The sequence below is a fragment of the Acinetobacter sp. genome (genome assembly GCF_041911495.1).
GTDB lineage: Bacteria > Pseudomonadota > Gammaproteobacteria > Pseudomonadales > Moraxellaceae > Acinetobacter.
Window position 1 is genome coordinate 17,677 of sequence record NZ_JAYROT010000035.1, and the last position, 13,287, is coordinate 30,963.

The 13,287-nt window shown below is 43.2% G+C and carries 8 protein-coding genes; 3 read left to right on the forward strand and 5 right to left on the reverse strand.

The genetic code is table 11. The annotated features are described in order from the left end of the window. Window positions 1-670: 670 nt before the first annotated feature. The 3 genes from ACE3PQ_RS04050 to ACE3PQ_RS04060 all read left to right on the forward strand — a co-directional run bounded on the left by ACE3PQ_RS04050 (window position 671) and on the right by ACE3PQ_RS04060 (window position 4,033). On the forward strand, window positions 671-1,270 hold the full coding sequence (locus tag ACE3PQ_RS04050; protein ID WP_374295437.1) for an ANTAR domain-containing response regulator: 600 nt from the start codon (window positions 671-673) through the stop codon (window positions 1,268-1,270). Then, window positions 1,261-2,313, forward strand: coding sequence for an ABC transporter substrate-binding protein (locus ACE3PQ_RS04055; RefSeq protein WP_374295439.1), 1,053 nt, complete (start codon window positions 1,261-1,263; stop codon window positions 2,311-2,313). The genes ACE3PQ_RS04050 and ACE3PQ_RS04055 overlap by 10 nt, the downstream gene beginning before the upstream one ends. 457 nt (window positions 2,314-2,770) lie before the next feature. After that, entirely contained in the window at window positions 2,771-4,033 is a 1,263-nt protein-coding gene (locus tag ACE3PQ_RS04060) for an FAD-dependent oxidoreductase (RefSeq protein WP_374295441.1), read from the forward strand. Between the two features lie 174 nt (window positions 4,034-4,207). On the opposite strand, the gene moaA is transcribed toward ACE3PQ_RS04060, so the two are convergent. The 5 genes from moaA to nirB all read right to left on the reverse strand — a co-directional run bounded on the left by moaA (window position 4,208) and on the right by nirB (window position 13,186). Further along, entirely contained in the window at window positions 4,208-5,254 is a 1,047-nt protein-coding gene (moaA, locus tag ACE3PQ_RS04065; RefSeq protein WP_374295481.1) for a GTP 3',8-cyclase MoaA, read from the reverse strand. A 113-nt stretch (window positions 5,255-5,367) separates the two neighbouring features. Beyond that, a complete protein-coding gene (locus ACE3PQ_RS04070) occupies window positions 5,368-6,054 on the reverse strand; it encodes an NTP transferase domain-containing protein (RefSeq protein ID WP_374295443.1) in 687 nt (228 codons plus the stop codon). Continuing rightward, window positions 6,029-8,821: a molybdopterin-dependent oxidoreductase gene (locus ACE3PQ_RS04075; protein ID WP_374295445.1), complete on the reverse strand. Its 2,793-nt coding sequence runs from the start codon at window positions 8,819-8,821 to the stop codon at window positions 6,029-6,031. Before ACE3PQ_RS04075 ends, ACE3PQ_RS04070 begins: the two co-directional genes overlap by 26 nt. Window positions 8,822-8,988: 167 nt before the next feature. After that, window positions 8,989-10,599 carry a nitrite reductase small subunit NirD gene (nirD, locus tag ACE3PQ_RS04080; RefSeq protein ID WP_374295447.1) on the reverse strand — a complete coding sequence of 537 codons (1,611 nt, stop codon included), beginning with the start codon at window positions 10,597-10,599 and terminating at the stop codon, window positions 8,989-8,991. Window positions 10,600-10,645: 46 nt separating this feature from the next. Further along, window positions 10,646-13,186, reverse strand: a complete 2,541-nt coding sequence (gene nirB, locus ACE3PQ_RS04085) for a nitrite reductase large subunit NirB (protein WP_374295448.1) — start codon at window positions 13,184-13,186, stop codon at window positions 10,646-10,648. Window positions 13,187-13,287: the final 101 nt, after the last annotated feature.

The window sequence follows — 13,287 nt, forward strand, 5'->3', positions numbered from 1 at the left end:
ATGGGAAAAGGCGAATTTAAAAAAAATGCTTTGCGATGACGTATACTAATATGAAAAAGACATCATTGCTTTGTCGTTATTGATGATTTGGAAGACTAGGGTTTGATCACCCTACTAAAATTTTAAATTTTTTGGGATTTTAGAGGGAGTCTAAAGTATAGACTTTATCTTCTGATACAAATGCACTGGTCTGTGACTGATCAATTTACTTGTGGCAAATCGCTTGCTCAGTTGCGTCGTGACTTTTTTGGGTCATTGCACCGTATAGATTGTGCTATTTTGGTGCGACGCATTCCCTCCACACCCTGCAGACTAATGTATCAATAACTGAATTAAATTATTTCTCGATTTTTTAAACTTTACCAGTGTTTTTGGAAATTTATTTAAACTTAAATACAATTGATTAAAAAGTTTTCCAAATCCATCCTTATTTATCACTTTTTTATCTAATTTGAGCAGAATTTCTTGGTTAATTTGCCACTACTATTTATTTAAAGTTAAAGCTTAAATGACGTTGAAAAAGTAATTCACGATACCGTTCTAAAATTTTACAAGAAATAAAGTCGATTTACGGCATGGCTTTTGCTTATAACAAAGATATATCCACACTATATTTGCTACAGATTATAATACTTGATTAACTCAACTCAATTAGCCAATTTATTTTGTTATGTCTAAACTCAAAGTCGTACTGATCGACGATCATCCAGACCGAGCAGAATATGTCGCCAAAACACTAGAACAACAATCGTTTGAAGTGGTTGGTTGCTTTCTCTCCTCGCAAACCAGTTTACTCAATCTGGAGTCACTGGATGCAGACGTGATTTTGCTCGATATGGATCACCCACATCGTGATGTCGTAGAAAGTTGCGTGATGAACTCCAACTTACCGATTGTTTTATTTACCAAGAATACTGACCGTCAAACCATTCACAGTGCGATTGATGCAGGTGTCACAGCGTATATCGTTGATGGTATTGATAATGAGCGCCTACATGCGATCTTAGATATTGCGATTGAACAATATAAGCACCATCAAAAACTGCTCAAAGATCTAAATGATGCCAAAAGCAAACTTGCCGATCGCAAAGATATTGATCGTGCGAAGGCACTACTCATGCAACTGCACAATATTGATGAAGAAGATGCGTATAAACGCTTGCGCAAACATGCGATGAGCCATCGTATTACTTTGGGTGAGGCAGCACGGCATTTTTACGAAGCCCTATCATTGATCAATCACACCGATCAGGAGCCACCATGTCAGTAACTCAATTTGAATCAGAAAAAAATACGACTGACATGTTAAAGATCGGCTATCTACCGCTCGTCGATAGCATTGCACTACTTTGGGCACAACATCAGGGTTATTTTTCTGCGGAAAATTTAAGCGTTGAATTGGTACAAGAAACCTCTTGGGCAACCTTGCGAGATCGTTTGGCATTTGGCATGTTGCAAGCTGCGCATTGTCTATCGCCGATCGTCGCCAGTGCAAGTAGTACCGCAGATGATATTGGCATTCCGATGCGCACCGCTTTAGTGCTGTCGCATAACACCGCAAAAATTAGCCTAAAACGTGAACTCTATGATGAGTTTGGCATTCAATCGAATGATTTACCGCATCAAAGTGCAGCGAAATTTGTCGCTAAATCCAGTGAAATGACGCATAAATTAGCACAAGTTTTCCCTGCGTCATTGCATCATTTTACTTTGCGAGAATGGCTACGCCTTGCCGATCAAGACTTTGCCCATCAATTCAAACTTGCCACTTTACCACCGCATTATATGCTTGATGCCATTGATCAAGGTATGATTGATGGTTGTTGTGTCGGTGAGCCGTGGAATAGCGTTGGCGCAACCAAGCAAATCTCCAAAGTCGTGTGTCGTTCGCAAGATGTGATTCCAAGTATTGCCGATAAAGTGCTTGCCGTGACCAGTGAGTGGGCAACGCAACATAGCGAAGCGCATCAAGCAATGATTCGTGCCTTAATAAAAGCACAGCAAGATTTGTCAAAAAAAGAAAATAGTGCAGTAGCCTATCAACTGCTACAACAGTTTGACATTATCGACACTGCGTTTGATTCATCGCTTGATCCTGCATTTGGTTCAGCAACACTACAACAAGATGTTGAAGCATTAATCCTGCAAATCCATCAGCAGAATATGCAACCCAAAGCCACAGATTTTGATTGGATATTGTCACAGCTCAAGGCATGGTTGCATGCGGATTTAGACAGTTCAAAATTTCAGGATTATAGTTTGCAGTGTATTGATTTGGCGTGTTATCAAGAGGTGTTGAGTAGTTTAAATTAGGTCTGTTCATTTTCTAAATTCAGCCTAAGTTCGATGAAGTTTGTATTGTACATAGTCGAAAAGGAAAAACATTTTAGGCAAGGTCTTGCGGTGTATACTTATATTTCTGGATTAACCTTCGGTTCGACTCACTTTTCTTTCGGGAAAAGTAAGCAAAACCATTTGTCAGCCGCAAACTCGGTCATACTCTAAAATTTATCCTATACCTTGAAAAACGTCATTTTGCTAAAGTTGTTCTGCCCTCGAACAATGCGACTGACGCTCCCACGAATCAGATAATTTTTACTCATCTTATGTCGAACTGAGGTTAAATTTCATAAAAATATGTTTAAAAATTATTGAGATGACATAGCTGTCTTCCATCATCTTTTTTGGGTAAGATGTCTATCTTTGTAAAATACTCATTTTATAAATATGACGGTATTAAGCTGTATTCATAAAAAACGGATAGATAACAATGAAAGTTGCCATTATCGGGGCAGGAACAGCAGGATTAGCATTGGCAAAAATGTTGATTCATCAAGATATCGAAGTCACTCTATTTGAACAAGCACCGACCCTCGATCCCGTTGGTGCAGGTCTATTACTCCAACCCTCTGGACTTGCGGTACTAGCCCATCTCGGCATTTTGGAAGAAACTCAGAAGCTCGGTGCAGAGGTCACAGGCTTAACAGGTCAACTGCCAAATCAACAGCTCATTGTGGATAGCCATTATGCCCAAGCCGATTCAAGATTTTTTGGTATTGGTATCCACCGTGCCACTTTATGCCATGTGCTAACGCAAAGTTTAGCAAATGAACGCCAAATCACTTGGCGCTTTCAACATAAAATCACACTTCTCGAAGACACAGGCTCGCAGGTCATCGTAAAAGGCCGTTGCAAAGATCGGCCTTTTGATGAGGCTTTTGACGCAACCATTATTGCCAATGGTGCACGTAGCCGTTTGCGCCCTGCACAGTGGGTCAAGCTAGACAAACCTTATCCGTGGGGTGCTGCATGGACGATCGTACCTGACTGCATATATGGCGATCCAAAAATTCTGCATCAATTCTATGACAGTACGTCAATGATGATGGGGGTTTTACCTACTGGAAGCTTGCCCTCTGATCCGCAAAAGCGTTTATCAAGTATCTTCTGGAGCTTACCAACAGGTCAGTTCGATACATTTGCACAAGCACCTTACACAGCATGGTTAGCTAAAATTCAAAGCCGTTGGTCAGACCTGGCAACGTGTTTAGAGGCTGTATTTGAAGACAATCAACCGCAATGGTTGAATGCCCAATACCGTGATGTGGTCATGTCGAAATATGGTCAAGGTCGCATTGGTGTCATTGGTGATGCCGCACATGCGATGAGTCCTCAACTTGGGCAAGGGGCGAATATGGCGTTACTGGATGCTTGGGCTTTGGCGCAAAGTTTCAGCAAAGCAAGAACAGCAAAAGATATGGATTGGCACGTTGTTTGGCAACATTACCACGAACTCAGACACTCCTCGATCAACATGTATCAACTGATGAGCCGACTACTCACACCACTATATCAATCAGATCTATGGTGGGCAGGCAGTTTACGAAATATTATGTTTTCTTGGATGAATCAGATCCCTTACTTTCAAAAGCAAATGGCTTTTACGGTATCTGGATTAAAAACAGGTGCATTTGGTCAGATGAACTATGATGAGATTGCCAAACCGATGCAACATTTAAATCAATCACTTTAATTTACTTGAGCATATAATTTTTACAGGGAATCTTTAAAAAACTTAGCGAGTAGAGGAAATTTCAAGGCGCACCTCGCACAGCAACCGCAATGTACATAAAGTACATGAGGATTGCGAGCAAGGCGCAACGCAGAAATTTACCTACGTAGCTGTTTTTTCGAGATTCCCTAAAGATTAGCCACCAATCGCATGCATACTAATTTTACGTAATGGCGCACGCTGTTTACTGACATAGCCTGCATCTTTGTACCACACTACAGTTTTAATTGTGTCGATGATCTCGTTTCGTAGTGCATCATCTTTATTTTTTTGATATTGCTCTAATTTATCTTTAAAACTTAAACCTTGATCGCTAAACAAACAGGTAAATAACTCACCTGTCGCCGTCAAACGCAAGCGATCACATTGCTGGCAAAATGGATTAGAAATCGTCGAGATAATCCCAACTCTATATGTTTGTTTTGAAAAATTTTCTTTAACCACATTATTTAAATTCTGAATTGCAAATTGTCGTGCAGGCTCATGATCTTGGGCAATTGCAGTGATCTGAAATTCTTGTTCCAGTGTGCTCAGAATGTCTTGCTCACTGACCACCCAATCTTTTTGCCACAGCGCATCACCATCGAGTGGCATATATTCAATAAAACGCACGCTAATGTTCTGCGCCATTCCCCATTTGACTAAAGGAATGATTTGATCATCGTTGATGCCACACATCAGCACGGTATTAATTTTAATTTTTAAACCGACCGCTTGCGCAGCAGCAACGCCTTGTAAAACTGGTTGTAGAGATTTTTTGGTGAGTTGTTGAAATTGCGTGGCATCTAAACTATCCAAACTAATATTCAGATCATCCAAGCCTGCCAGTTTTAAATCCTGTGCATATTTGGCGAGATAATGTGCATTGGTAGTCATCGAGATACGCTTTAAGCCTTTGGCACGCAAGCGATTTAGATCATTAATAAAATGCACCACGCCTTGACGCATTAAGGGCTCGCCACCTGTAATACGAATACTTTCAATACCCTGCTCAACCATCAATTCACAAAAGGTATACAGCGCTTCAAAAGAAAGAATATCCTTCTTCGCCAACCATTCGGGATGTTCAGGCATGCAATATTGGCATTTGAAATTACAACGATCAGTCACGGAAATACGCAATTTTCTTTTTTCACGACCAAATTGATCCACCAAGTTTGCATTGTTGCTCACTTGTCGCATTGGCGATTGATCATATCTAGACATGATCTGTGTTGGTAGATCAGTCAATGCTTTTACTCATGTTCTCAAAGAAAGAAATACATCGGTTCAGCGCGCTTTGACTTAAAAGTTGGCTAAGGAAGTCTGATGTTTAATTCAGCCCACGAATTAATACTGTGTGGTTGCGCACTGTCATTCGTTAATTTTAACACAGAAAATTTTAGTGATTTAAATAGTCGAAATAAACTGCGTTGATCTTGCGCCAAGCTTTGTGCAAGGTGCTCACTCACCGAACGATGCATTAAACAAAATGGATATAGGGCTTGCCCATCAATTTCTGCATAACAGAGTTGACTTTGATCTTTCGCAATTTGCTCAGCGAACTGCTCAAGCAATTGATTTGGAATATAAAACAGATCGCATGGCACAAACAAAATCCAATCTCGTTGACTATACAGCCATGCGCTGTGCATGCCCATCATCGGACCTTGAAAGCCTTTTTCTAAATCAGAAAAAATCCCAAGCTGTGCATCTATGGCTTGATAAATTTCACTATCTCGGTGGCTATTAATCCACAGCTTTTGCACTTGTGGTTTGAGGTTTTCCCGTAGTCGATCAAGCTGACGACATTGCCCATCGAAACACTGAAGCAGTTTATTACAACCGCCCATCCGTGTCGCCTGACCACCTGCGAGAATCACGGCATCGGTATTGTTCAGAATCGTTTTCGAATCAAAGCGCTGTCGATCTTGACGTTGCTGATTTTGAAACTGCTGATTTTGAAACTGACAATCATCAATTGGCTTCGTTGGACAGTTCACTTTCACGCTCCGACTGACATTGTTTAATCAAACCACGGATTTCAGGTAAGCATGAACCACAGTTCCCACCTGCTTTTAGACAGGCTGTAACTTGTTTTTCATTGGTGATATTTTTGGTTTTAATCGTTTCAATAATACGGTTTTTACCGACTTTGAAGCAACTACACACCAATGCACCTTCATTATTCGCCTGACCGATTGGCATGCCTGCGAGTAAGGCACGGCGATGCAAAGCACTCAGACGATTACGACTAAACAACCCTGCCAACCAGTCCCGATCAGGTAAAAACTCACGAGGTGCAAGATAGAATGCCGCCATCAAACCATCTTCACGTAGTACCACGATATGCAAGGTGTCGGTATGCACATCTTCATACATCAGCCATTCATCATTTTCGGCATCATACGGCAGTAAATCTTGCAATTTATTGGCGACGTGTAAACTCTCGGTACGATCGACGATTTCATAGCGAATTGCTTGTACCGTTTGGATTTTCACCCACCAGGTAAAGGCTTCTTTATCCCACTGCTTGGCTTTATCACTTGGCGCATTTTCCATCCACTCTGGACGCACATACAGTACCCCTTGCCAACGCCCATAAAATGGCTGAATCATCACTGGTGTATGTTTAAATTCAGGCTCACCCGAGATCGCATCGACCACAGGATTGACCACTGCACCAACACGTGCATCTGAGGCAACTTGATCATTCCAATGAATTGGCACAAAAATCTGACCACGTCGCACTTTGGTTGAGAACTGACCACGTACTACGCAACGCCCCCATTCCGAGCGCACTTCGACCAAATCAAATTCTTTAATCCCGAACTTGAGCGCATCTTGTGGATGAATCTCACAATAAGGCTCACTGCGATGCGTCGACAGATTGGCAGACAGTCCTGTACGTGACATGGTATGCCATTGATCACGAACACGACCTGTATTTAAAATCAGAGGATATTCAGCATTTGGCTTATTTTTCGGTGTCACATTTGGCGTGGCAATAAATTTTGCTTTGCTATCTGTATGACTGAAAATCCCATCGCCATAAATGCGTGGCGTACCTAGCTTGTCCGCATAGACAGGCCATTGAATCGGTTGCAGTGCAAGATATTCGGCTTGGCTGATGTCGCTTAAACCTTGCAGATTAAAATAGCGAAATGCAGGCAAGTTATAACGTTCCGAGGCAAAACCATTGCCAACCGTTGAGAGCTTTGCATGCTCTAAGAAAATCTGATAATTCGAATTAAAATCAAAACCTTGCCAACCGAGTTTTTGTGCGACTTGGCTCACCGCCCACCAATCTGGCTTAATCGTTTCAGGCACAGCTAAGAAAGCATTCTGACGAGAGATACGACGTTCAGAATTGGTCACTGTCCCGTCTTTTTCTCCCCATGCTTGCGCAGGAAGCAACACATCGGCAAAGTCTGTGGTATCGGTATCTTTACAGACATCTGACACCACCACAAATTCACATTTTTCCAAAGCACGTTTGACTTGATCACTATTCGGTAAGCTCACCACAGGGTTGGTCGCCATGATCCAAATTGCTTTGATTTTACCTGCTTCGACTGCTTCGAACATATCTACAGCTTTTAAACCGACTTTTTGTGCGATATGCGGACTTTGCCAAAATTCTTGTACCAGTTGTTGGTGAGTGGGATTATCAATATCGAGATGCGCAGCCAGCATATTTGCTAGTCCACCGACTTCCCGTCCGCCCATGGCATTCGGCTGACCTGTCATGGAAAATGCGCCCATGCCTTCGCCTGTCACACGACCTGTAAGCAAGTGACAATTGATAATGCTATTGGCTTTATTTGTGCCTTGACTGGACTGATTCACGCCCATTGAGAATAGCGTAATGACTTTCTTGGTTTTGGCGAACAGTTGATAAAACTCAAGCAGTTTCTCAATGGCAATGCCTGTTTCCGAAGCGACAAAATCAAGGTCTTGCTCAGCTTGACTGACATCAAGTGCACGATCCAATTGCGTGGTATGCGCATCAATAAAGGCTTGATCGGCATAGCCTTGTTCATTGAGATATTGCAATAAACCATTAAACAGGCAAATATCTTGACCGATCAAAATTGGGAGATGTAAATCCGCTTGTTCACAGGTTGCAGTAAAACGTGGGTCGATGACCACGACTTTCAGATTGGCATTTTCTGCTTTGGCCGCCATGATGCGCTGAAACAAAATCGGGTGACACCATGCGGTGTTTGAACCGACTAGGACAATCAATTCAGCTTGTTCAAAATCTTGATAATTACCTGCAACGATATCTTCACCGAAAGCTCGCTTATGTGCTGCTACCGCAGAAGACATGCAAAGGCGTGAATTGGTGTCGATATTGCCTGTGCCGAGATAGCCTTTGACAAATTTATTGACCACATAATAGTCTTCGGTTAAGAGCTGTCCCGATACATAGAACGCAACACTTTCACGTCCATATTGGTCGATACATTGACGAAATTTATCCGCAATCAAATCCGTGGCTTGATCCCAAGACGCTTGCTTACGCTCAGCTCCCCTTCCAAGTTGTGGCGCAATCACACGATGCGACATACCCACAGTATCAGCCAGATTACTGCCTTTGATACAGAGTTTTCCTCGATTGGCAGGATGCGACTCATCCCCGACCACTTGTAGCCCTTTGGCAGTTTGCTGTGCGGTGACACCACAACCTACGCCACAGTAAGGACAGGTCGAATGCACGACTTCATTGTTTGAAATCGTTGGGATGAGCTGTGCAACTTGATTCATCTGATAGTACTCCTATCCCAATCATTAATTTCGTGAGAAGTCTCCCCTTTTAAAGGGGAGATTTAGAGGGGATTTAGCATTAAATTGAGCTCTGATTTTTAAAAAGATTCAAGCCTAAACTTGCATCGCACATCAGATTCAACCCTAATATTTTTTATTGATCTACTTTAGCTTGCTTGTTTTAGAGCGAAATCTCGACCAAACAACAGCTTATTACGGATTTGGTGAATCGGCGTTTGGTCACTGATCAACTCTGCATACCATGCACCATCTTCAGTATCACCAAACAATACCGCACCGATCACTTTGTCATTTTGGATAATTAAGCGTTTATAGATTTGACGCTTTTCATCATTGAGCACGATGTCTTCACAGTCTTCGTTTGCTTCAATATTGCCTGCGGAGAACACATCAACACCACTCACTTTAAGCTGTGTCGGCGTTGGCAAGGTTTTGAAGGTCAAGCTACCATGTTCTGCCAAATGTGTTGCACAAACAAAGGCTTGTCCCCAAAGTGGCTCAACCAAACCAAAGACGCTACCACGATGCTCGATACATTCACCGATCGAATAGATACTTGGGTCAAAAGTCTGCATGGTGTCATTGACCACCACACCACGGTTGCAACGCAAGCCTGCACTTTGCGCAAGATCGGTATTCGGACGAATCCCTACCGCAAATACCACGAGGTCGGCAAGAAGCTGTGTGCCATCAGCAAGACGCACGCCAACGACTTTACCATCTTGTCCGAGAATCTCTTGGGTTGAGGCTTCAGTGATGATTTTGATGCCTTTTTCATGGATGCTTTGGCGTAGCATTTGACTCGCACGTAGGTCAAGCTGACGCTCCATGATACGATCCATCAGGTGTAATACCGTGACATTCATACCACGTTGCTTTAAGCCATACGCCGCTTCAAGTCCAAGCAAACCACCACCAATGACGATGGCATTTTGCTTGGTTTGGCTGATTTCGATCATTTTATTGACATCATAAATATCACGGAAGCTCAGCACGCCATCGAGATCATTACCCTTGATCGGTGGCATAAATGGTTTTGAGCCTGTTGCCAAGATCAAACGATCATAATCTACCGATAAACCTGATTCGGTAATGACTTGCTTTTTACGACGTTCAACTTTCACAGCTTTATCCCCTGCGATGAATTTAATGCCTTTCTCCGCATACCATTCAGGTGCATGCAACATGATTTGCTCAATGGTTTTTTCCCCTGAAAGCACTGGCGAAAGCATGATACGGTTGTAATTGCCCCACGGCTCTTCACCAATCACGGTGATATCATACATCTCAGGTGCCATATCGAGTAAGTCTTCGAGGCAACGCATGCCTGCCAAACCATTCCCCACGAGGACGAGTTTCATCCGATCACGTTGCAATGCCACGTTGGTGAGATAGGTTTTTTGTGCTTCAGGATACACCCACACTTCACCATCAATGATCTTGGTCGGAAAGACTGGCAAACTTTGACTGCCATCTTCCAAGCAACGACCTGTGGCTAAGCTAAAATGTTGTTTATAAATCGGCGATGCAATCACACGCTCTCCCAAAATATCACCCAAAATGCCACGTGACATGACATTAGCACCACTAAATGGATCGTGGTTGGAGAGTGCATAAATACGCTTTTCATTACCCACACGGAACATGGCAACTTGTTGCTCGCCGATCAGTGCGCAAACACCTGTGTTTGGCTGGATTTGATCAAGCAAACACACTTTTTGCCAATCTAAACCTTGCTTCATCTCTGACATAATCATTTCCTTCAATTCTTAAATACTTTTCGCTAACTCGAATGTGTTCACTTTATACAGACGTTACTGCAATACGTTTTGCATCACGCTCTTGCGCATTCATTGGGCGGATTTGACCACGCTCAGGGGTAAACTGAATATGCGGATCCGCTTGATCAGAGTTAATAAAGGTTTGGAAACGTGCACGGACTTTTGGATCAGTGACCGCAGTATTCCATTCATCTTGATAAGTATTCACCACGTGTTGCATACGATCTTCAAGCTCTTGTGCCACACCCAGCGAGTCATTCACCACCACATCTTTGAGGTAATCCAAACCACCTTCGAGGTTGTCTCGCCATACGCTGGTACGTTGTAGGCGATCGGCAGTTTGGATATAGAACATAAAGAAGCGGTCGATATAACGAATCAAGGTATTGGTATCCAAGTCAGATGCCAGTAACTCTGCATGGCGAGGTTTCATACCGCCATTACCGCAGACATAGAGATTCCAACCTTTTTCAGTGGCGATGACACCGACGTCTTTACCTTGTGCTTCGGCACATTCACGAGTACAACCCGACACTGCCATCTTTAATTTGTGCGGAGAGCGCAAGCCTTTGTAACGGTTTTCCAAGAAGATCGCCAAGCCTACAGAATCATCCACACCATAACGGCACCATGTGCTACCGACACATGATTTCACGGTACGCAGTGACTTACCATAGGCATGTCCAGACTCAAAACCTGCTGCGATCAACTCTTCCCAAATCGTTGGTAATTGATGTACTTGCGCACCAAACAAATCGACACGTTGACCACCTGTGATTTTGGTATATAGACCATATTTCTTGGCAATTTGACCGACTGCGATCAAACCATCTGGCGTGACTTCACCGCCTGCCATACGAGGCACGACCGAGTAAGAACCATCTTTTTGAATATTACCGAGGAAGTAGTCATTACTGTCTTGCAAGCCTGCATGTTCTTTTTGCAAGATAAAATCATTCCAGCATGAAGCGAGAATATTCGATGCAGTCGGCTTACAGATATCACAACCGAGTCCGTGACCGTGTTTTGAAATTAGCTCATCAAAAGAACGAATTTCATTGACACGTACCAAGTGATACAGCTCTTGTCGTGAGTACGGGAAATGTTCGCAAAGGTGGTTGTTGACCGTGACACCTTGACGTTGCAATTCTGCTTTCAGCACTTGTGTCACCAGTGGCGCACAGCCACCACATGCTGTTGCGGCTTTGGTACATTTTTTCAATGCGCCAAGTGAGGTCGAACCATCAGCAATCGCACTACACAAATCTGCTTTCGACACGTTATTACATGAACATATCGTTGCAGAATCAGGCAACAGATCTACACCTGTGCCACCTGATGATGCGACATTGCTCCCGCCATATTGTGGCACGATCAAGCTGTCTGGATTTTCAGGCAAATCCATGTCGTTGAGCATCATTTGGAGCAGTTCGCTATATTCTTTTGCATCACCGACAAGGACTGCGCCGAGTAATTTTTTGGTTTCTTTATTGATGACGATTTTTTTATAGACTTGTGCATGGTCATCATTATAGAAATAACTTGCTGCAGACGGATGATTAGCATGTGCATCACCGATTGATGCCACATCGACACCCATCAGCTTGAGTTTGGTGCTCATGTCCGCACCTGCAAAAGGATTGGTTTCTTCTTGCATCACATGCTTGGCAGCGATACGCGCCATATCATAACCTGGTGCAACCAAACCATAGATTTTGCCCTGCCACAGTGCACACTCACCGATTGCATAGATATGTTCATCAGAAGTTTGGCAATAATCATTAATCACGATACCGCCACGCTCACCAAGCTCCAGCCCTGACTGACGTGCCAACTCGTCACGTGGACGAATCCCTGCGGAGAAGACGATCAAATCTGTTTTCAGCTCTGTGCCATCAGAAAACTTCATGCTATGAATGAAGTCATCTCCATCCTCAATCGCTTGAGTGGCTTTTTGGGTGAGAACTTCAACACCTAAATCTTCAATCTTATTGCGCAGAACTTTAGCGCCAAGATCGTCAATTTGCACTGCCATCAAGCGAGGTGCAAATTCCACCACATGTGCTTTTAAGTCCAAATCAACCAGTGCTTTTGCCGCTTCTAGACCAAGCAGACCACCACCGATCACGACACCATTTTTTGCCGTTTGACTTGCAGCACGGATCGCATCCAAATCTTCAATGGTACGGTAAACAAAGCAGTTTTCACGATCATTGCCTGGAATCGGCGGTACAAATGGATACGAACCTGTAGACAGAATCAACTTGTCATATGGGACTTGTTGACCTGATTTTGTCGTCACGACTTGCGCTTCACGATCAATCGCAATCGCTTGGGTATCCAAATGCAGATCAATCCCATAGGCATCCGCAAAATCTTGACGAGCAAGCGACAAGTCTTTTGCCGATTTCCCAGAAAAATATTCACTGAGATGGACACGGTCATACGCCAAACGTGGTTCTTCTGCGATTACCGTAATCTCAACATCATCGTTCGCATATTCAAGCACGCCTTCCAAGAATTTGTGCCCAACCATACCATGACCAACAACTACTAATTTCATGGGAATTTCTCCGCGTTATTTCTACTATCTTTACTTGCTATCTTTGGCTTCGATCAACTGACTATCTACTTCATCACTTCAAGTCAGTTGACCTCTGCTAT

Coding starts and splice junctions, on each gene's coding strand:
- ACE3PQ_RS04050 (WP_374295437.1), top strand. CDS start 671: ATGTCTAAACTCAAAGTCGTACTGATCGACGATCATCCAGACCGAGCA.
- ACE3PQ_RS04055 (WP_374295439.1), top strand. CDS start 1,261: ATGTCAGTAACTCAATTTGAATCAGAAAAAAATACGACTGACATGTTA.
- ACE3PQ_RS04060 (WP_374295441.1), top strand. CDS start 2,771: ATGAAAGTTGCCATTATCGGGGCAGGAACAGCAGGATTAGCATTGGCA.
- moaA (WP_374295481.1), bottom strand. CDS start 5,254: ATGCGACAAGTGAGCAACAATGCAAACTTGGTGGATCAATTTGGTCGT.
- ACE3PQ_RS04075 (WP_374295445.1), bottom strand. CDS start 8,821: ATGAATCAAGTTGCACAGCTCATCCCAACGATTTCAAACAATGAAGTC.
- nirD (WP_374295447.1), bottom strand. CDS start 10,599: ATGATTATGTCAGAGATGAAGCAAGGTTTAGATTGGCAAAAAGTGTGT.
- nirB (WP_374295448.1), bottom strand. CDS start 13,186: ATGAAATTAGTAGTTGTTGGTCATGGTATGGTTGGGCACAAATTCTTG.